18 protein-coding genes are annotated in these 20730 nt (G+C 66.8%); 10 read left to right on the top strand and 8 right to left on the bottom strand.

Annotated elements, in window-relative coordinates; genetic code table 11:
- Window positions 1-120 precede the first annotated feature (120 nt).
- From ABZ789_RS03750 to ABZ789_RS03705, 10 genes are all read left to right on the top strand, one after another.
- A complete protein-coding gene (locus ABZ789_RS03750; RefSeq protein ID WP_358419077.1) occupies window positions 121-1902 on the top strand; it encodes a multicopper oxidase domain-containing protein in 1782 nt (593 codons plus the stop codon).
- Window positions 1899-3074, top strand: coding sequence for an alpha/beta hydrolase (locus ABZ789_RS03745; RefSeq protein ID WP_358419075.1), 1176 nt, complete (start codon window positions 1899-1901; stop codon window positions 3072-3074). The genes ABZ789_RS03750 and ABZ789_RS03745 overlap by 4 nt, the downstream gene beginning before the upstream one ends.
- Window positions 3071-4348 (top strand): oxygenase MpaB family protein, encoded by a 1278-nt coding sequence (locus ABZ789_RS03740; RefSeq protein ID WP_358419072.1) that lies wholly within the window; start codon window positions 3071-3073, stop codon window positions 4346-4348. The genes ABZ789_RS03745 and ABZ789_RS03740 overlap by 4 nt, the downstream gene beginning before the upstream one ends.
- A 50-nt stretch (window positions 4349-4398) precedes the next feature.
- On the top strand, window positions 4399-5451 hold the full coding sequence (locus ABZ789_RS03735; RefSeq protein ID WP_358419069.1) for a lipocalin-like domain-containing protein: 1053 nt from the start codon (window positions 4399-4401) through the stop codon (window positions 5449-5451).
- Entirely contained in the window at window positions 5448-6776 is a 1329-nt protein-coding gene (hmgA, locus tag ABZ789_RS03730) for a homogentisate 1,2-dioxygenase (protein ID WP_358419066.1), read from the top strand. The genes ABZ789_RS03735 and hmgA overlap by 4 nt, the downstream gene beginning before the upstream one ends.
- Window positions 6776-8251 (top strand): aldehyde dehydrogenase family protein, encoded by a 1476-nt coding sequence (locus ABZ789_RS03725; RefSeq protein WP_358419063.1) that lies wholly within the window; start codon window positions 6776-6778, stop codon window positions 8249-8251. The genes hmgA and ABZ789_RS03725 overlap by 1 nt, the downstream gene beginning before the upstream one ends.
- Before the next feature lie 19 nt (window positions 8252-8270).
- Window positions 8271-9491, top strand: a complete 1221-nt coding sequence (locus ABZ789_RS03720; RefSeq protein ID WP_358419060.1) for a CoA transferase — start codon at window positions 8271-8273, stop codon at window positions 9489-9491.
- A 165-nt stretch (window positions 9492-9656) separates the two neighbouring features.
- Window positions 9657-10787, top strand: coding sequence for a nitronate monooxygenase family protein (locus ABZ789_RS03715; protein ID WP_241386777.1), 1131 nt, complete (start codon window positions 9657-9659; stop codon window positions 10785-10787).
- 205 nt (window positions 10788-10992) lie between these two features.
- Window positions 10993-11385 carry a hypothetical protein gene (locus tag ABZ789_RS03710; protein WP_358419057.1) on the top strand — a complete coding sequence of 131 codons (393 nt, stop codon included), beginning with the start codon at window positions 10993-10995 and terminating at the stop codon, window positions 11383-11385.
- Between the two features lie 33 nt (window positions 11386-11418).
- Window positions 11419-12129 carry an RES domain-containing protein gene (locus ABZ789_RS03705; RefSeq protein ID WP_358419054.1) on the top strand — a complete coding sequence of 237 codons (711 nt, stop codon included), beginning with the start codon at window positions 11419-11421 and terminating at the stop codon, window positions 12127-12129.
- 212 nt (window positions 12130-12341) lie between these two features.
- On the opposite strand, the gene ABZ789_RS03700 is transcribed toward ABZ789_RS03705, so the two are convergent.
- Genes ABZ789_RS03700 through ABZ789_RS03665 form a run of 8 tightly spaced genes read right to left on the bottom strand, consistent with a single transcriptional unit; the run spans window position 12342 to window position 20679 of the window.
- Window positions 12342-13553 (bottom strand): MlaD family protein, encoded by a 1212-nt coding sequence (locus ABZ789_RS03700; protein ID WP_358419051.1) that lies wholly within the window; start codon window positions 13551-13553, stop codon window positions 12342-12344.
- Window positions 13550-14644, bottom strand: coding sequence for an MCE family protein (locus ABZ789_RS03695; protein ID WP_358419048.1), 1095 nt, complete (start codon window positions 14642-14644; stop codon window positions 13550-13552). Before ABZ789_RS03695 ends, ABZ789_RS03700 begins: the two co-directional genes overlap by 4 nt.
- Complete coding sequence (locus ABZ789_RS03690; protein WP_358419045.1) at window positions 14641-15858, bottom strand: MCE family protein; 1218 nt, start codon at window positions 15856-15858, stop codon at window positions 14641-14643. The genes ABZ789_RS03695 and ABZ789_RS03690 overlap by 4 nt, the downstream gene beginning before the upstream one ends.
- On the bottom strand, window positions 15855-16874 hold the full coding sequence (locus ABZ789_RS03685) for an MCE family protein (RefSeq protein ID WP_358419043.1): 1020 nt from the start codon (window positions 16872-16874) through the stop codon (window positions 15855-15857). The genes ABZ789_RS03690 and ABZ789_RS03685 overlap by 4 nt, the downstream gene beginning before the upstream one ends.
- Complete coding sequence (locus ABZ789_RS03680) at window positions 16871-17887, bottom strand: MCE family protein (protein WP_358419041.1); 1017 nt, start codon at window positions 17885-17887, stop codon at window positions 16871-16873. Before ABZ789_RS03680 ends, ABZ789_RS03685 begins: the two co-directional genes overlap by 4 nt.
- Complete coding sequence (locus ABZ789_RS03675) at window positions 17884-19041, bottom strand: MCE family protein (RefSeq protein WP_358419038.1); 1158 nt, start codon at window positions 19039-19041, stop codon at window positions 17884-17886. Before ABZ789_RS03675 ends, ABZ789_RS03680 begins: the two co-directional genes overlap by 4 nt.
- A 5-nt stretch (window positions 19042-19046) precedes the next feature.
- Window positions 19047-19907 (bottom strand): ABC transporter permease, encoded by an 861-nt coding sequence (locus ABZ789_RS03670; RefSeq protein ID WP_358419036.1) that lies wholly within the window; start codon window positions 19905-19907, stop codon window positions 19047-19049.
- Between the two features lie 7 nt (window positions 19908-19914).
- Complete coding sequence (locus ABZ789_RS03665) at window positions 19915-20679, bottom strand: ABC transporter permease (protein ID WP_358419033.1); 765 nt, start codon at window positions 20677-20679, stop codon at window positions 19915-19917.
- Between the last annotated feature and the right edge of the window lie 51 nt (window positions 20680-20730).

The raw sequence follows: 20730 nt of genomic DNA, 5'->3' as shown, positions 1-20730 counted from the left end.
CCGATCCGAGAGTACATGTAGGCTCTCCGCACCCTTGACCAAACCATACCGTATGGTACTGTGGCGCCCGTCACCAAGATGTGTGCTTCGGCTCCAGTACGGACCAGAGAAAGCCGCTTCATGCAGAAAATCAGCCGTAGAACCCTTCTCGCCGGAGTTGCCGCAGGAACCGGTGCGGTACTCCTCGGTGGGCGGGCGTTCGCGGACGGCCCGGACGTCTCCCGTCCCCTGTTGTTCCACTCCCCGCGACTCGAGCCCTTCGTCGACGAACTGCCCGTGCTGCCGCGGCTGGATGCCTCGACATACCGGATCGACGCCGTGAGCGCGATGCACAGTTTCCATCGCGACCTTCCGCCCGGGCCTGCCCTCGCCTACGGCGACGGCACGTACGGCGGCCCGACCCTCGTCGCGCACCGCGGCCAGGAGACCTCGATCGAGTACCGCAACCTCATCGACGCGCACCCCTTCGCACCCGACTTCGACACCTCGCTGCACGGCCTGAGCGAACGCGACCGCACCGACGTCCCCACGTCGATGCACCTGCACGGCGGAGTGACGCCTCCCGAGTTCGACGGCAATCCCGAACAGATCTCCCGGCCCGGCCAAGGCTTCACATACCGCTTTCCGAACCGCCAGGCTGCTACGACGATGTGGTACCACGACCACGCGATGGCCGTCACGCGCCTGAATGCCTATGCGGGTCTCGCAGGCGTCTATCTGCTGCGCGACGAGTACGACACCGGACTGCCCGGCAACCCGCTGGGCCTGCCGGCGGGGGAGTTCGAACTCGAACTGGTGCTGCAGGAGAAGATCGTCAACAGCGACGGTTCACAGAGCATCCGATCGACTCCGATCGTGCCGCAGGGCCGGTGGGAGGGTGGCGCGGTCGGGGACGTCGGAGTTGTCAACGGCAAGATCTGGCCCGAGGCGCGGGTCGCACGAGGTCTGTACCGGCTGCGGTTGCTCAACGCGTCCTCGTTCAGCATCTGGGACCTGCACTTCTCCAACGGGATGCTGTTCTGGGTCCTCGGCATGGAAGGGGGACTGCTCGACGCGCCCGTTCCCACGACCCGCGTGCGGCTGTCGCCCGGCGAGCGAGTGGATCTGCTCGTCGACTTCGCGCAACTCGATCCCGACGTCACCGTCGAACTCCGCAACACCGAAGCCCCGGCGCCGCAGGCCGCGCAGATCGGTGCGGTACACATGCCGGTATTCCTGCGCTTCCGCGCCGACCGCGCGCGGGGATTCACCGGACCGGTGCCGCAGCGACTGCGGGGTGGGCCGGGGCTTCCGCCGGTGGTCGGCCCCGTCCGAGCGCCACAGAACGTGCGGAACGTGTCGCTGAGTCAGCCTTCGGAAGTACGCATTCCGCCGTCGATCATGTCGCTCAACAACCTCGAGTACCACAGCGACGAGATCGAGATGCCGCGGCAGGGCACCGTCGAACAGTGGAACATCGTCAACGCGACTCCCGACCCGCACCCGATCCACCTGCACCTCGTGCACTTCCGGGTGCTCGGACGTCAGGCCATCGACACGCTCGCGATGTGTGCGCGTCAGCCCCAGCCGCCCATCGGGATCAAGTGGACCCCCGACCCCGACCCGTACGTCGTCGAAGCGATGCGCGGACCGGAGCCCTGGGAGACCGGCTACAAGGACACCGTCATCTGCGACCCGAACTCGGTGACGCGCATCGTCGCGTACTTCCCGACGGCGGACGAACTGGGCTTCGACCCCGACGCGACGTTCTCCCGTGAGGTTCACACCTTCGATCCGCACCGCGCCGGTCATGGTGCACACACCGGGCACGAGCACGGCGACCTGCAGGGATATGTGTGGCATTGCCACATCCTCGACCACGAAGACCACGACATGATGCTCAAATACCGGACGGTGACATGACTTCCACCAGTTCCTTCACGACCCGCGACCACTTCCAGCGCATCCCCTACGAGCCGGCGACCGACGGCCGAGTCGAGATGCACTCCGGGCTCAGTCGCCACTACCCGACGCTGCACGGCAACCTCGTAGCGCAACCGGGATATTCGAAGGACGTCGGCCTGGTGATGTGCCACCCGGCCTCGAACTTCCTGAGCCACTTCCTGCTCCGCGCGTTCGCCGAAGCAGGTGTCCCCGCAATGGGACTCAACACCCGCTACTCGTCCAACGAACCCGCGCTCATCATGGAACGGGCCGCCTTCGACCTCGGTACCGGTGTGCGCTGGATGGCCGACGAACTCGGTTTCGAGAAGGTCGTGCTCCTCGGATTCAGCGGCGGTGGATCCCTCGCGTCGTTCTACCAGTCGCAGGCGCAGAACCCCACCGTGACGACCACGCCTGCGGGCGACCCGGCACCGTTTGCGGAGGCAGACCTGCGACCGGCCGACGCGCTGATGCTCGTCGGCGCACATCCCGGACGCGCCCGGGTGTTGCGGCACTGGATCGACGGAGCAGTGACCGACGAATCCGATCCGTACGCAACCGATCCCGATCTCGACCTGTACGCGGCCGGCCGCACCGCGCCGCTCGACCCCGAATGGGTGCAGCGATACCGCGAGGCGCAGATCGCGCGGATGCGCAGGATCGACGCGTGGGCGCTCGACCAACTCGCCGAACTCGAGCGCACCGGCGCATCCGATCGCGGATTCGTCGTGCACCGTACGGTCGCCGATCCGCGCTTCGTCGATCTCGGTCTCGACCCGAGTGATCGCGAAATCGGCTCCATGTACGGAGATCCGAAGGCGGCCAACACCGCCGCCGGTGGTCTGGCGAGGTTCGTCACGGTTCGAAGCTGGCTCAGCACCTGGAGCGTCGACCACACGCATGCCGACGCCCTCACCGATCTGCGCAACGTCACCACCCCGACGATGGTGATGAGCCTGCTCGGCGACCAGGCGGCGTTCGCGGAGGACTCGCGGCTGATGTACGACGCCCTCGCCGGGACCGACAAGGAACTCGTCGAGATGCGGAACCTCAACCACTATCTCGTGGATCAACCCGACGGACTCGCCGACGTCGTCGGACGGCTCGTCACGTGGATCCGCCGGACCGTACTCGAGGAGGTATCGGCATGACCGGAACAATCGTCCCGACCACGTCGGACACCGGCGATCGGTGCCCGAGCGCCTTCCCGTACTGGCAGGCCCTCGAGAAACCCGGCGTGCGACGTACCCGCCGACTGGTCCGCCGTCTCACCGGTTTCGACTTCCTCCCCACCGACGAACAGGCGCGTGCCCTGTGCAACGACCTGTTCAGCGGAGATCCCACGGCCGAGCGTTTTGTCGACGAGGTCTACCATGGCGAACTCGGCCCCCAGAAGACCCGAGAACTACTCGAACGGGCATCGTCCGAAGGTATCGACTCACTCGACGACGTCCCGGACGCGATGAAGGCGTTGTTCGAGGAGTTCGAGACCGTCCCCGATTGGGTGCAACCCGAACTCGTGGAGCAGGGTGCCGCGATCTGGCGACGCTGGGGCACGATGCTGTTCAGCTTCGCCGGTGCCGAGACCCTCGAGATCTACACCGAGGCGGCGGTCGCGACACCGCTCTCACTCGCCGGAGGTTACGCCGGAGACAACGCCCTGCGACGATTCCTCGAGACGTGTCGTTTCTGGATCGACGTGTCCGAGCCGGGAGCGCTGCTCACCCCCGGTTCGAAGGGACGCGCTACCGCCCTGAAGGTGCGCGTGATGCACGTGTCGGTGCGCTCCCGCGTGGCGAAACACCCCGAATGGGATGTCGCGAAGTGGGGGCTTCCTATCAGTCAGACCTACATGCTGCTCACCCTCATCGCGGGCAGTCTCACTCCGGGACTGGCGCTGTGGACCCTCGGATACCACACCACCCCGCGAGAGATCCGTGCGCTCATTCATTTCCAGAAGTACATGGGATATCTGCTCGGGGTCCGTATGCAGTGGTACCCGGAGACCATCGCCGACAACATCCGTACGCTGATGACCACGGTGATCTCCCGTTCGTACGACTCGGGCGTGCACGGTAAGGAACTCATCGAGTCCTATCCGCAGGCATTCGCCCCGCGCGACGGCCATCGCGGCCTGAGAAGGCTCCGCGAGCAATACAACTTCCGGATCAACTCGGTGTACTCGGCGATGTTCATGGGGCCGGGCACCCGGCGGAAGTACTCGATGCCGAAGGTGCTCCCGTGGATGATCATCCCGGTCGTCCGCTTCCCCCTGATCACCGCGATGGAACTCGTCCGGCGGTTCGTCCCCGGCGCAGCGAGCGTGCAGGAGAAGGTCATGTGCGCCCACCGCGAGAACTGGTACCGCGCCCAGATGGAAGGGCGCGAAGCGCAATTCGATGCCAGCGGAGCGCTTCGACGCTGAACGGCCCGACATTTCCGGACCTCACCCCACACACTCGTACGGAGAAATTCATGACCCTGCAGATCGTCGAAGCCTGGAACGGCCCCGGACGCCGGGACGGAGAGATCACCGTCGTCGCCCCGAGCGACAACGGTGCTCACTCCTCCACCGACAAACACGCCTTCGAACACTGGTACTTCGACGCCCATCTCGACGACGGGCGCATCGTCGTCGCAATGATCCAGACTCGGGAACTGGTGCACCGCAAGCCCGGTGTGGAGATCCACGTCTACAACGCGAACGGACGGCGGCGGGAAGCGAGCCGGTCGTACACCGACGCCGACCTCTCGGTTTCCACCGAACGCTGCGACGTCCGCGTCGGCGAGAGCTTCGCGAAACTGATCGGGGAGGAGGACGGGCTGCCCGTCTACCGGGTGTCGGTGTCCGAAGGCGACCTCGCGTTCGACTTGACCTTCACCGCCGAGGTTCCCCCGTGGATGCCGGGCCGCGGACAGACCAAGTACAACGAACGTGAGTTCTTCGCGTGGGTCGTGGGCGCACCGCGGGCCCGGGTCTCGGGAACGGTGACCGTGGACGGAAACACCACCGAGGTCACCGGGCGTGGCTACCACGACCACAACTGGGGCGTGGGCGACATGAAACGCCTGATCGACAAGTGGTACTGGGGCCGTCTCTACACCGACGACTTCACACTCGTCTACGCGATGGTGCACACCCAGAAGAAGTACGGCTCGCACTGGTCTCGGCCGGTGATGGTCGCGCACGGAAAAGACGTGATCCTCAGCAACGGTGAGGTGGAGCTGACGGAAGGACCCGTCGTCCACAACGCCGTGGCGGACCGGACCTACCCGGCCTGGGTCCGGATCCGCGTGCCGGGATCGCTGGACGTGAAACTCACCGTCCGCGAGATCGTGCATGCCCACAATCTTCTCGAGGACGTTCCGCTCGCGTCGAGCAAGCTGCTCAAACCGCTCGTCAACCGATTGGTCGGTCATCCCGGCTACTTCAGGTTCCGATCCGATTTCACGATGACCGTGACCGTCGACGGAACCGACTACGAGCGTTCGGGTTCGACGTTGCACGAGATGGTCGCGTTGACATGAGCAGTCGTGCGGACGCGTGCGCCGGCCCGGACTATCTGCACGGCTTCGGCAACGAGCATCACAGCGAAGCCGTTCCGGGTGTTCTTCCGTGGGGGCAGAACTCACCGCAGCGAGTCGCACACGGGTTGTATGCCGAACAACACTCGGCCACCGCCTTCACCGAGCCCCGTGAGATCAACCGCCGCACTTGGACGTACCGGATCATGCCGTCGGCGGCGCACGGGCCGTTCGAGCGGATCGACGACGGCGGCTGGATCTCGGCACCCGATCCCGGCGGAGTGCTCACCCCCGATCGGCTGCGGTGGGACCCGCAGCCGGCGCCGGCGCCCGGCACGGATTTCCTCGACGGCGTGACGACCTATGCCGTGAACGGAGATGTGCGGGCGCGCAAGGGAATTGCGATCCACCTGTATGCGGCATCTCGATCGATGACGGACCGCTACTTCGTCGACGCCGACGGCGAACTGTTGTTCGTGCCGCAGGACGGTGCGCTGCTGCTGTGCACCGAACTCGGACGCCTGCTCGTCGAACCCGGTGAGATCGCCGTGATCGGGCGTGGTCTGCGGTTCCGCGTGGACCTGCTCGACGACACCGCGACCGGCTACCTGCTCGAGAACTACGGGGCCGCCCTGACCCTGCCCGAACTCGGTCCCATCGGCGCCAACGGTCTCGCTCACGCCCGTGACTTCCTGTATCCGACGGCCTGGTACGAAGACCGTTCGGGACCGGTGCAACTCGTACAGAAGTTCGGTGGGCACCTCTGGGCCACCGAACTGGACCATTCGCCGCTCGACGTCGTCGCCTGGCACGGCACGCACGGCGCCTACAAGTACGACCTCGCCCGCTTCAACGCCATGACCACGGCGGGCTGGGATCACCCCGACCCGTCGATCTTCACCGTGCTCACCTCCCCGAGTCCGGTCCACGGACAGGCCAACGTCGACTTCTGTGTCTTCCCGGATCGCTGGGTGGTCGGAGAACACACCTTCCGCCCGCCGCACTTCCACCGCAACGTCATGACCGAATTCATGGGACTCGTTCGTGGACAGCATGACTCGAAGGCAGAAGGATTCGTGCCCGGCGGCGCTTCACTCCACAACCAGTGGGGTGCCCACGGACCCGACGCCGAGACATTCGATCTCGCCACGTCGGCCGATCTGAAACCGGTCAAGCTCGTGAACACCCTGTCGTTCATGTTCGAGACGAGACTCGCCCTCGCCGTCACCGATGCGGCCTACCACTCCGCACATCGCCAGCCGAACTACGACTCGTCGTGGTCCGGACTCATCCGACGCTTCACCCCGCCTTCCCCCCAGGAGTTGTGATGATCGAACTCTCCACCCCCGCGCCCGTCGTCGTCCCCGACCCGCAGTTGCGGATCGGTGGCAAGGCAGTCCCGTCGAAGTCCGGATCCCGCTTCTCGTCGATCAACCCCGCGACGGAAGAGGTCGTGGCCGAGATCGCGGCGGGTGGCGCCGCCGATATCGATGCTGCGGTCGACGCAGCCCGTGACACCTTCGAGTCGGGTGTCTGGTCGCGCATGGCCGGCGCCGAACGTGGCCGGATCCTCGCACGTGCCGCCGACCTCATCGAGCAGCACGCACCGGAACTGTCGGCACTCGAGACGGCGGAGATGGGCAAGCTCTACGCCGACACGGTCGCCGGCGACATCCCCGCCGCTGCCGCATCGTTCCGGCACTACGCCGGATGGGCCGACAAGATCGCCGGGGAAGCGATGATCCTGCCCGATGTCGGTCCGCAGCACCGCTTCGGCTTCACGCTGCGTCAGCCCCTCGGCGTGGTCGGGGCGATCACACCGTGGAACAACCCCACCGTCGTCGCGGCGTGGAAGATTGCACCGGCTCTCGCCGCGGGCTGCTCGGTGGTCGTCAAACCGGCCGAGGACGCTTCGCTCTCGACGCTGAAGCTCGCCGATCTGCTGGCCGAAGCGGGGGTGCCGGACGGGGCGTTCAACGTCGTACCGGGACTCGGTTCCGAAGCCGGTGCCGCGCTGGCGGCCCACGAAGGAATCGACAAGATCACCTTCACGGGTAGCCCGGCCGTGGGTAAGACCATCACGTCGCTCGCGGGTGAGAAGTTCCGCAAGGTCACCCTCGAACTCGGCGGCAAGGCGCCCCAGTTGATCTTCCCCGACGCCGACCTCGAGGCATCGTTGCCGTGGATCGCAATGGGCAACTTCTACCACCAGGGTCAGGTGTGCGCGGCCGGCACTCGCGTGATCGTGCACGAATCGATCGCCGACCAGGTCGTCGAAGGGCTCGTCGAGTTCGCACGCGGGTCGGTGATCGGCGATCCGTTCGATGCGTCCACCACCCAGGGCACCATCGTCAACCGTAAACAACTCGACCGCATCCTCGGCTACATCGAGAAGGGCAGGAGCGAAGGCGCGGAACTGCTCACCGGCGGGTCGCGGGTGGGGGATCGCGGCTTCTTCGTCGAGCCGACCGTCTTCCGGGGGACGAACGACCTGACCATCGCCCGCGAGGAGATCTTCGGGCCGGTCGCCACGGTCATCACCTTCAAGACCACCGAGGAAGCCGTGCGACTGGCGAACGCGACGAAGTATGGGCTCAACGCGTTCATCTTCAGCCAGAATCTGTCGACCGTGCACAGTGTGATCCCGCAGCTGCGTGTGGGCACGGTGTGGGTCAACGGCTGGGGTGTTCCCGACCCGGCACTACCCTGGGGTGGACGTGACGCGAGCGGCATCGGGCGTGAACTGGGCCGCAGCGGGCTCGAAGCGTTCACCGAGGAGAAGACGGTTCACCTCGGTTACTGACCGGAGGACGGAAGACGCAGTGACACAATCCGAGTCGCAGGCATCGGGAGCGCTCGCGGATATCAGGGTGCTCGAACTGGGAACGTTGATCGCGGGCCCGTATGCAGGACGCCTGCTCGGCGACATGGGCGCCGATGTCATCAAGATCGAGGATCCGAAGCGGCCCGACCCGCTCCGCACCTGGGGACAGGGCGAGCGGGACGGACAGCGCTACTTCTGGACGGTGCACGCTCGCAACAAGCGCTGCATCACCCTCGACCTGCGGGCGCCGGACGGGCAGGAACTGTTCCGCCGGCTCGTCGCCGAATCCGATGTCGTGGTCGAGAACTTCCGTCCGGGAACGCTCGAGAAGTGGGGTCTCGGCTACGACGTGCTCTCGGAGATCAATCCGGGCATCGTCCTGGCCAGGGTCTCCGGTTACGGGCAGACCGGTCCGAAGGCCGGGCAGGCGGGCTATGCGTCGGTGGCCGAGGCGGAGAGCGGCCTGCGTCACCTGAACGGTTATCCCGGTCAGGCGCCGCCGCGACTCGCGCTCTCGCTCGGCGATTCGCTCGCCGGGATGTTCGCGGTGCAGGGCATCCTCGCCGCGCTGCTCGGGCGTGAACGGACGGGACGTGGGCAGGTCGTCGATGTGGCGCTCACCGAGGCGTGCCTGGCGATCCAGGAGTCGGTCGTGCCGGATTACGATGTGGCCGGAGTGGTTCGGGGACCGTCCGGTACGCGTCTCGAGGGTATCGCGCCGTCGAATCTGTACCGGACGTCGGACGACATGTGGATCGTCATCGCCGCGAACCAGGACACGGTCTTCCGTCGTCTGTGTGCGGCGATGGAGCGTCCCGAACTCGCCGACGATCCGCGCTTCGCCGACCACCTCGCGCGGGGCGTGAACCAGGACGAACTCGACGCTCTCATCGGGGAGTGGGCGGCGACGTGGACGCTCGACGACCTCCTGGCGCATCTGTCGTCGTCGGGTGTGGTCTCCGGTCCGGTGAACACGGTCGCGGAGGTCGTCGCCGATCCTCAGTTCCTCGCGCGCGACATGATCGTCCCGCATCACGACGAGCGTACGAACAGCGATGTTCTCGGTCCGGGCGTGGTGCCGGTCCTCACCGGTACGCCCGGCTCGGTGCGCCGTGCGGGCCCGCCCGTCGCGGGATACGACAATGCGGCGGTCTACGGCGAGATGCTCGGACTCGGTGATATCGAGCAGAAGGAATTGCGCGAGCGCGGAATCATCTGAGGCGCAGGACCAAAGGCGAGGCCCGCAACATCGGCAACCACTGTCGATGTTGCGGGCCTTCTCTGTTGTGGTGTGCTTCCGCTGTTTGCGTGCTTCCGCGTGGGCACATCAGGCACTAAGGTAGAACGTGTTCCAGTCTTGCGAGTTTCAATCGAGGAGTGCCGAATGCACACGCCCATCTGCGACGAACTCGGCATCGAGTTCCCGATCTTCGCGTTCACCCACTGCCGCGACGTAGTCGTCGCCGTCGCCAAGGCCGGGGGCTTCGGTGTCCTCGGCGCCGTCGGGTTCACCCCGGAGGAGCTCGAAATCGAGCTGAACTGGATCGACGAGCACATCGGCGACCGCCCGTACGGTGTCGACATCGTCATCCCGAACAAGTACGAAGGCATGGACGCGAACCTCTCCGCCGAGGAACTCACGAAGATGCTGCAGTCGATGGTGCCGCAGGAAACCCTCGAATTCGGTCGCAAGATCCTCACCGACCACGGGGTGCCCCTGCCGGAAGGTGACGATAACGCGTTGCAGCTCCTCGGGTGGACCGAAGCCACCGCGACTCCGCAGGTGGAGGTGGCACTGCAGCATCCGAAGGTCACTCTCATCGCCAACGCGCTCGGTACCCCGCCCGCCGACATGATCGAGCACATCCACAATGCGGGTCGTAAGGTCGCGGCGCTGTGCGGTTCTCCGAAGCAGGCCCGCAAGCACGCCGATGCCGGCGTGGACATCATCATCGCGCAGGGCGGCGAAGGTGGCGGCCACTGCGGTGAGGTCGGCTCGATCGTGCTGTGGCCGCAGGTCGTCAAGGAGGTCGCGCCTGTACCGGTCCTCGCTGCCGGTGGTATCGGCAGCGGCCAGCAGATCGCGGCCGCGCTCGCGCTCGGCGCTCAAGGGGCCTGGACCGGTTCGCAGTGGCTCATGGTCGAGGAGGCCGAGAACACGCCTGTGCAGCAGGAGGCGTACATCAAGGCGAGCAGCCGCGACACCGTGCGCAGCCGGTCGTTCACCGGTAAGCCCTGCCGCATGCTCCGCAACGACTGGACCGAAGCGTGGGAGCAGGAGGGCAACCCGAAGCCCCTCGGAATGCCGTTGCAGTACATGGTGTCCGGCATGGCGGTCGCGGCCACCCACAAGTATCCGGACGAGTCCGTCGACGTGGCGTTCAACCCGGTGGGTCAGGTCGTCGGGCAGTTCACGAAGGTCGACAAGACCTCGACGGTCATCGAACGCTGGGTGCAGGAGTACCTCGAAGCGACCGGCACGCTCGAGAAGCTGAACGAGGCTGCGAGCATCTGAACGACTGAGATCCGGTGTTCTCGACCGCGCACAGCGGGGTCGAGAACACCGAATCTCAAAGGCCCGCGGACCAGGCAGAGGTCCGGCGCTGACGCCGCCGGGTGATACCGGACGGGCATTCTTGCTGCCAGTGAGCACTTCGTCCCGGCGGGAGTATGGACGGCATTGACCCTGTGATTTACCCTGGGATCAGGAGGTGGATGCTATGACAACTGCACACCCACGACCCGACCTCGCCGCCTACAACGACGCCGCCCGCATGACCCAATCGGAGCTGGTCACAGCACTGCGTGAGCTGCTCGGCGCCAAGCTGGTCGCGTACCTGGGGAAGGTGAAGGAAACCCGCGCTGTCCGTCAGTGGGCCGAAGGCACCCGCACCATCAACAGCGAGACCGACGTCGAACGCCTCCGCATCGCCTACCGCGCCGCCCGACTGATCGCGGAACGCGACACCCCCGCAGTGGCGCAGACCTGGTTCCAGGGCCTGAACCCCATCCTCGACGACCGCCCGCCGGCGCTGCTGCTGCGCGAGGGCGAGCTGTCCGATGTCGGCCCGAAGATCCTCGCCGCTGCCCGGCAGTTCGCGGCGGTGGGATGACCGCACCGGACCGAACGCTGCTCTCGACCCCACGTGGCCCATGTCCGCTGCGTCCACGTCGACGGTGTGGTCGCCTACCGTGTCGGCTATCCACCCACCTCGTGGGAGTGGACACCCTGGGAATTCGCCACCGACGGGCGCTTCACCGGCCGTTGGGACGATCCCGCAGGGGTGTGGCGGACCCTGTACGTCGGCGCGACCCGTCTGTCCTGCTACCTCGAGGTCCTCGCGTATGCGCGCAAAAGCGAGGAGCTCAGCGCCGCGCTCGACGAGATCGTCGACGACGAGGCAGACGAGTTCCCCACCATCGCGCCGGGGCATGTCCCACGGTCGTGGATGTCGAGCAGGGCCACCGGCAGCGGCGCGATCACCGGATGGTTCGTCGTGCCCGGCGACGCCGAGTCGGTGGCCACCCTGCGAACCCTGTTCCGGCCCGACGCGATCCGGCACGGCCTTCTCGACCTCGACACCGCGGCGATCCGCGACGGCCGCCCGCGCGCCCTCACCCGGGCGATCTCACAGTGGGTCAACACCCTCCCCGATCCGGAAGGTGAGCCGGTGGCCGGCATCCAATTCGAATCCCGGCACGGCGACGGGCTGGTGCTCTGGGCGCTGTACGAGCGTCCCGGTGATGGACCGGTCAGCAAGAACGTCACGGTGCTGGACTACGGCCCCGTCGAGGAGCACGACCCCGACCTGATCGAAGCGATGCGACTGCACAACCTCGTCTGGGAGGACGACTGAATCACCCAGAATCTTCATCCGCAGCCAAGAGAGTGGCCAGTTGGTAATCAACATAACGATGGTTCTCGGCACTTAGAGCGATGGACGACGGTCCTTGCCGCCCATCATCGCGCGGTGGCGAAAGGAACATCCGCTTGCTACGCCACGGGCGTTCCTCCGAACGCGTAAGCATCGCTGGAAGTCCGATCAGGGACCCCACCGACATCGCAACCTCAGTTCGGTGGTGACAGAAGTCCTTCGAGATTTCCCGGTGAGTAACCACCGTCGCGACACAACTGAACCGTGGGGGCGCGTCGTCCCGGGTATTCGATGCACGGCATGTTCCGTGCCCCGCGCACCGCAATGGGGGAGTCCGCCGGTAGCTTGCAGTACAGATCGGGCGGGGTGTCGGGCACGTCGAATTCGGTGGGCGAGCGCCGTTGCTCCGGCGGCAGGAATCCGGTGATGCACGGCGGCGGATCGTTGAAAGTAGCAGTGAAATACGTGTTCTGCGAAGGGTTGTCGACATTGGGCAGACCTGCCGACTGGGTGGACGCCATGATCGACGGGAACAACACCAGCATCTGTTCGAGCGACGGCCGGTAGACCGCGGCGACCTGCTCGACCGTGACGAGATTGGCCAGCAGCAGGGGCAGGGTGGGTTCGGCCTCCTCGAACAGTGCTTGTACCTGCGCGGCGGCAGGAGCCGTAACACCGAGGAGTGTCCGCACGTCTGAATCGGAGTCGCGCAGCTGCCCGGTGGCACCTGCCAGTGAGGCCGCCCAGCGGGCGATCGCATTCGACGACACGACCTGCGTGTCGAGCAACGGGCCCACCTGATCGATCAGTGCCGCGGTACTGTCCGCAGTTGCGGCTGCCTCCGCGCTCACCGCCGCGCCGGCTTCGACGAGGACCCGCAGGGCGTCTCCGGAATCGGCGACTGCTGTGTGTGTTTCGTCGAGCAGCAAAGCGAGACGGTCGGGACCCACGGATTGCAGTGTGGCGTCGAGTTGATCGAGGGCCCCGCCGATCGGTTCCGGAACCGAGATCCGATCGCGCGGGATCACCGAGCCCGCAACCAGATACGGGCCGTCCTCATCATCCGGCAGGAACTCGACGTACTGCTCACCGATCGCCGACATGCTGCGGATCTGCGCTGCCGAATCGGCGGGCACCGGAAAATCCGCATCGAGAGACAGGACCGCCTCGGCGCCGCTGGTGGTCATCGTCAACGACGTCACCCGGCCGATTTCGATTCCGCGGTAGGTGACGTTGGCCGAGGGGTACAGGCCGCCGGCGTCGGCGAGGTCGAGACGCACCTCGTACCTCCCCACCCCGAACAGGGCGGGCAGATTCACGATGAACAGCGCGACGATCAGCACCGCGGCGATCCCGACGGAGAAGAACACCAGCAGCTTGCGGCGCAACACCGCGGCCTGGCTCATCGGGTCGGCTCCGACACGGGTGGGACCAGCAGCGACACCAGATCCGGCACGGGCCGTCCCCCACCGGTGAGCGCGTTCTCGAAGGGCGTGCCGAGCAGCAGTGCGTTCTCGAGGGTCGGCAGGGTGAGGTCGAGGATGACCGTGCCGTTCGCGTAGTCGCCGCGCACCGCGTTGCGGTAGGTGTCGATGGGGAACGGGAAGGTCAGCAGGTAGCGCAACGACTCGGTGAGCGAATCACCCGCCGAGGTGAGCGACGCCAGTACCGGTTCGAGATCGCGCAGATTCGCGACGATGTCGTCGCCGCTCGCCTCGACGACTTCGTTCGCCACACGCCCGAACCGGCCGAGAGCATCGGCGGCGCGAGTCAGATCGTCGCGCTGGGCGGACAGCATCCCGAGGGCGGGGGCAAGGCGATCGGTTGCCGCTGCGATCCTGCCGTTGTGTGCGGCGACCTCGACGGCGAGTGCGTCGAGGGATTCCATCGTGCTCACGATCTGCTCCTTCTGACCGTCGAGTCCGGCGAGCACGGCATCGAGACGGGTGAGCAGGCCGCGAACCGACTCCTGACGTCCGTCGAGTGCGCGGTTCAGTTCACGGGTGATCTCCTGCGCCTGGGCGAGGCCACCGCCGCTGAGTACCAGCGACAACGACGACAGGGTCTGCTCCGTGGTCGGGAACGCGCCCGCCCGCTCGAGGGGGATGACGTCACCGTCGCCGAGCCGGCCGCGGGCGGCTTCGGCGAGCGGGGGAGAGAGTTCGACGTGGGCGGATCCGAGCAGACTCGTCTGCCCGATCTTCGCGACAGTGTTCTCGGGAAGTACCGTGCCGCCGTCGACCATCACCGTCACGAGCGCGTGGCCGTCACCGAGCCGCAGATCGGCGACCCGACCGACGGTGACGTCGCCGACCCGTACCCTCGAGTTGCGTTCGAGGGTCGTCACGTCGGGCATCTCGATGGTCACGGCGAACGCGCCGTCGCCGCGGCCGTGCGTGCCCGGAAGGGGAAGGCTGTTCAGGCCGCGCCACTCGCACCCGGCGGTGAGCGCCAGGCAGGCGAGGACGCCGACTGCGCGCAGGACTCGTGTTCTCACGGCGCCCCCGGGGAGAGCAGGTCGGTCAGCGATGTCGGCGACGGCGTGCCGGGCGCCGGCATCAGCTCGGGTTCGGTGTAGACGAGCTGGTCGGGCAATGCACCGACACCGCGCGTCGGATTGAGGCGCACCGGCGGATAGTCCATCGCGAGCAACGGCAGGATCGGCCCGAGATACTGCACGCACAGCTCCGACGCGGTGTGTGCGTCGACCTGTTCGGCTGCGGCGAGTGCGGAGCAGATGAACTGGGCGGGATTGGCGAAGTTGGTCAGCGACAAGGCCGAGACCACCGTGTTGTGCGCGGGCTGGTAGATGCCCTGCAGATTGGACAGGGCTGTGGGTGCGACGTGCAGTACCTGCGCGATTCCGTCGCGCTGGGTCGCCAGCGTCTCGGTGAGCGCGGCTGTGCGATCGACGGTCGTGTCGACACGCTCGCGGTTGTCGCGGACGAACCGCTCGACGTCGACGAGCACGGCGTCGAGTCCGGAGAGGGCGGCGCCCATGTCGTCGCGGTTCGCGTCGAGGATTTCGGTGACGGACGCGAGCCGGTCGTGGAGGGAGACGATCTGGTCGCCGCTCATCGACAGTGCCTCGACGAAGACCTGCAGATTGCCGAGGGTGCCGAACAGATCGTGCCGGCCGTCGGAGATCGTGCGCATCGCGGTCGCGAGTTGCTGGAGGCTGTCGCGCAGGGCGGGGCCGTGCCCTTCGGCGTTGGCGGCCGCGACGTCGAGCACCTCGCCGAGCGCACCCTGCGGGTCGGTGTCGCCGGGGCCGAGTTCGGTGGTCAACCGTGTGAGTTGCTCGGTGATCTCGTCCCATTCGACGGGCACCGCGGTGCGTTCCACGGGAATCGTCGCACCCACCGGAAGTTCGGGGCCTCCCGTATGCGGCGGGGTGAGCTGCACGAAGCGTGCGGATACCAGCGTCGGGGCGATGATCGCCGCCTGTGCATCGGCGGGGATGCGCCGGGCCGAGTCGATGTCGAAGCGCACGAGCACACGGTCCCCGCGCGGTTCGATCTTCGTCACGCGCCCCACCTCGACGCCCATGATGCGCACATCGTCCCCGACGTACAGGCCACGGCTCGAGGTGAATTCGGCCGCGTATCCGTCGGTGGACCGCCACGGCGCGACGGTGAACGACACCACCGCGACGACGGCGAGCAGGAGAATCGGGACACCCCACGAGATCAGGGGACGCAGTCGCGTCACGGTGTACCTCCCGGAGGGGTGATGCCCGCGTTCTCGAGCGCAGCGGTCAGAGCCGGTTCGATGACCTGCATGGGCAGCAGGTTCTGGATGTACGAGTTGAAGAACGGACCGGACGCGACGGCCTCACCGAGTTCGGTCGCGTACGGGCCCAGTCGTTCGATGGCGAGGGCGATGTTGTCGCGGTTGCGTTCGAGGATCGCGAGGACGGCGTTCAGCTTGTCCAAGGTGGGTGCGAGCTGTGCCTCGTTGTCGGCGACGAGATTCGAGATCTGGACCGACAGGGCATCGATGTTCGCGAACAGCGTATCGAGAGCAGCGCGGCGACTGTGGAGTTCGCCGAGGATGCGGTCGGCGTCGACGATCAGCGCGTCGATCGCGTCGCTGCGCTCGGCGAGCACAGTGGTGACCTGTTCGGCGTGTGCGAGCAGTGCCCGCAGGGATTCGTCGCGCGACGCGACGGTCTCGGACAGCCGTCGCACACCGTCGAGTGCAGCGCCGACGTCGTCGGGGGTCTCGCGCAAGGTATCGGACAGCACCTGCATCGATTCGCGCAGTTGTCCGGTGTCGACGGCCGCGGTGGTGTTGGTGAGATCGCCGAGGGCATCGGTCAACTGGTAGGGCGCGACCGTGCGGTCGAGGTCGATGGTGGCGCCGTCTTCGAGTCGCCCCGGACCGCTGGGGCGCACACGCAGGTTCCGTGCACCGAGTGCGGTGGCCGTGGCGATCTCGACGGTGGTGTCGGTACCCAGGACCACGGCCCGGTCGACGGTGAACGTGACGGCCACGGCGTCGTGGTCGATGTCGATGTCGGTCACCTGACCGGCATCCTTGCCCGCGACCTGCACGGTGTCGCCGGTGTTCAGACCGCCGGCGTCGACGAATCTCGCCCGGTAGGTGGTGCCGCCGTCGAAGAACGGCAGGGAGCGGATGTTCAGGGCGCCGAGCACGAACACGACGACCACGATCGTGCCGACGACGCCGACACGCACCGGATTCATCTCGCGAAACTGGGTCATGCCGGTGCACACCTGCCCGTCGTCTGCCCGAACAGCGGTGAGGTGACCTTGTTCCCGGACAGGTCGTTGATCTCGATGAGCATGCCGCACAGGTAGTAGTTGAAGAATCCGCCGTAGGCGCCGAGCCGAGTGAGAGCCTTGTAGGCGTCGGGGAGTTCGGTAGCCAGTTGCTCGACGGTGTCGCTGCGCGACTCGACCTGTGCTGCGAGGCTGCCGGTTTCGCGGATCGTGCCGGCGAGCGAGGCGCGGGACCGAGCGAGCAGGTCGGTGAGTGATCCGCCGATCGCGTCGATGTGGGTGACGGCGTCGCCGACGATCACAGAGTCCTGCGCGAGTCGCGCGGCCAGTTCGTGAGCACGCACGAGGACGGTGTCGAATGTGTCGCGGTGGGCGGCGAGGTTCGCGAGAACCGCGTCGAGATTCGTGATCACCTGCCCGACGAGGATGTCGCGGTCGGCGATGTGCGAGGTGAGCGACGCGACCTGGGCGAGAACGGATTCGACGGTTCCTCCCTGTCCCTGCAGCACCGTGATGAGGTCGGCCGACAACCGATTGACCTGTTCGGGTTCGAGCGCACGGAACAAGGGCGTGAAGCTCCCGATGAGTACGTCGAGATCGAGTGCAGGCCGGGTTCGGCCGGTGCCGATCGTCTCGTCGGCTGCCATGGGGGTGAGATCCCCCGGACCGTCGGACAATTCGAGATACCGGTCGCCGACGAGGTTGAGATAGCGCACGGTGGCGATGCTCGAGCGGGTCGGGGTGAACGAGCTGTCGACCTCGAAGGTGACCTCGATGCGGTTGTTCTCGCCGAACTCAACGGCGGTGACCCTGCCGACCTCCACCCCGGACACGCGGACGAACTGACCCTCCTCGAGACCGGAGACGTCGTCGAACACCGCGTGGTAGCGCGTGTGTTCACCGAAGCGGACCTGGCCGAACACGACGAACAATCCGCCGAGGATCAGGAGCATGACGAGGGCGTAGATGCCCGCGGCGATCGCGGTGCGTGTCATCCGGCGCCTCCGGTGAGCAGTTCGAAGAGCGAGCCGGGGACGAAGACCGGCGAGGTGTTGCCGGCCTCGAACGGGTTGGCGCCGGTGTTCGCCACTACGTACGGGGCGGGGGTCTCGTCGGCCGTCACGATCGGCAGGGGACCGCAGCGTGGCCCGCCGGTGGCCTCGACCACCGGAAGATTGCGCGGATATTCGTACGGGTCGGTGCCGAGCAGGAAGGTCGACTTCAGCATCATCGACGAGCCGTTGCCGCCCGAAGCCGGTTCGGCGAGTTGCCGGGCACGGTCGGCGCCCTGCAGGAAGCAGGGGAGGACCGGCGAATATTCCTCGAGGAGTGAGGCCGTCGGGCGCAGGAGGTCGAGCATGTCGACGATCCCTTCGCTGTTCGGCTCGATCACGCGGCGGCCGGCGTCGCCCATGCCGATCGCGGCGAGCAGGACGCGGTCGAGGTCGTCGGCGCGCTCGACGAGGGTCGTGCCGGTGACGGCGAGGTTGTCGAAGGACGCGACGATCTCGTCGGTTGTTCCCGTATAGATGTCGGCGGTCGACGCCGCAGCGGCAAGATCGCGCCGGAGTGTCTCGGTGCGCGGCTCGATCCGCGAGAGGAGGGCATCGGTGTCGTCGAGCGCGCGGCCGAGCGAGTCGCCCTGTGCCCGCAACGCCGACGACAACGCGCCGAGGGTGCGGTTCAGCTTCGCCGGATCGACGGCCTGCAGCACGCCGGAGAGCGATTCGAAGACGGTGTTCGTCTCCACCGTCACGCTCGATGCGCGCAGGACCGTGCTCTCGGCCAGGCCGATCGGACCGGGTGTCGGCGGATCGGTGAGGGTGACGTACTTGGCGCCGAAGACCGTCGTCGCGCGGATGTCGGCGCCCACGTCCGCCGGTAGCCGTGCGGCGGCATCCGGATCGAGGCGTAACTCGACGACCGCGCCGGACGGAGTGTGGTGCACCGCGGAGACGTTGCCGACGTGCGCACCGTGCGCTTTGACCATGGCTCCGTGTTCGAGCACCAGACCGGAACGACCGCTCTCGACTGTCACCTTCACGCCGGGGGTGAACGAGCCGCGGAAGCCGTGGTAGACGAGGACGAGCACGAGTGCGGAGACGACGATGAAACCCGTCGCAGCGACTTTCGGCAACCAGGAGGGCACGATCCTCACCCCGCCAGATGCAGCTGGCGGCTGCTGCCGTAGAGGACGAGGGAGATCAGCAGGGTCACCGTGACCACCCCGATGAGCGACATTCGAACCGCCCGGCCTGTCGCGACGCCCACCCCGGACGGGCCTCCCGTCGCGGTGTAGCCGTAGTAGCTGTGCACGGTCATCACGACCACGGCCATCGTGACGGCCTGCCCGAAGGACCACAGCACGTCGGTGGGGCGAAGGAAGGTCGCGAAGTAGTGGTCGTAGACACCGGGCGACTGGCCGAGGACTACGACGGTCGCGATGCGGCTCGACAGGAACGAAGCCAGGACCGACAGGGAGTAGAGCGGCACGACGGCGATCAACCCGGCCAGGATGCGCGTGCCCACCAGATACGGAACGGACCGCACGGCCATGACCTCGAGGGCGTCGATCTCCTCGCTGATGCGCATCGCGCCGAGTTGCGCGGTGGTGCCGGCACCGATGGTCGCGGCGAGGCCGACGCCGGCGGTCACGGGTGCGACGACCCGGACGTTGACGTAGGCGGACAGAAAGCCGGTGAGCGCTTCGACGCCGATGTTGCCGAGCGAGGTGAAGCCCTGCACGGCGACCGTCGCGCCGGCGAACAAGGTGAGGAAACCCATGATGGCGACGCTGCCGCCGACCAGAGCGAGTACGCCGGTGCCGAGTCCGATCTCGGAGACCACGCGCAGGGTCTCGCGGGGATAGTGCCGGGCCGCGCGCACGGTCGAGAACAGGGCGCCGACGAGGAAGACGACCTGGCGGCCGAGAGTATCGACTCCGCGGGACACCGCGTTCCCGAGGCGCCGAACCGCGTGCGCGGTTCGGCCTGTGGCCGCGCTCGTGACACTCATCGGCGACTCACCGGCCCGTCACCGCGATGCCGATCGAGGTGAGCAGCATGTTGGCGAGGAACAGGGCGACGAACGCGAAGACCACCGTCTCGTTGACCGCTTCGCCGACACTCTTGGGGCCACCGCTTACCGATAGTCCGCGATGACACGCGATCAGCCCGGCGAGCAGGCCGAACACCGCCGCCTTGATCTCCGAGAGCAACAGCTCGCCGGGACCGACGAGCAGGGTGACACCCGCGGCGTATGCGCCGGGATCGACATTCTGGAGTGTCACCGAGAAGAAGAACCCGCCGATGAGGCCGATCGCGCACACCGCACCGTTGAGTGTGACCGCGACGGCGGTCGACGCGAGCGCGCGCGGCAGGACGAGCCGTGCTGCGGGATCGATTCCGAGGACCTCGAGTGCGGCGATCTCGTCGCGGATGGTGCGCGAGCCGAGATCGGCGGCGATCGCTGTGGCACCGGCCCCCGCGACGACGAGCACCGTCACGAGTGGCCCGATCTGTGTGATGGCGCCGAGACCGGCGCCCGCACCGCTCAGGTCGCCGGCACCGATTTCGAGCAGCAGTGAATTGAGGGTGAACACCACGAGGACGGTGAACGGGACGGACATCAGGATGGTGGGAACGAGCGAGACCCGGGCGATGAACCAGAACTGGGTGAGGAATTCACGCCACTGGAAGGGCGAGCGGAACAGGGCGGTGAACGCGTCGAGGGACAACGCGTAGAAGCCACCGAGTGCGTGTGCGGTCGCGCGGGGTATCGATCCCATGAATCCTCGCTTCTTCCACGGTCGCATCGACGAAACCGTGTCCCGACCTCG

Source organism: Rhodococcus sp. NPDC047139 (genome assembly GCF_040643435.1).
Classification (GTDB): Bacteria; Actinomycetota; Actinomycetes; order Mycobacteriales; family Mycobacteriaceae; genus Rhodococcus.
Note: the sequence above shows the minus strand (reverse complement) of the source record. Positions and strands in the feature narration are given on the sequence as shown.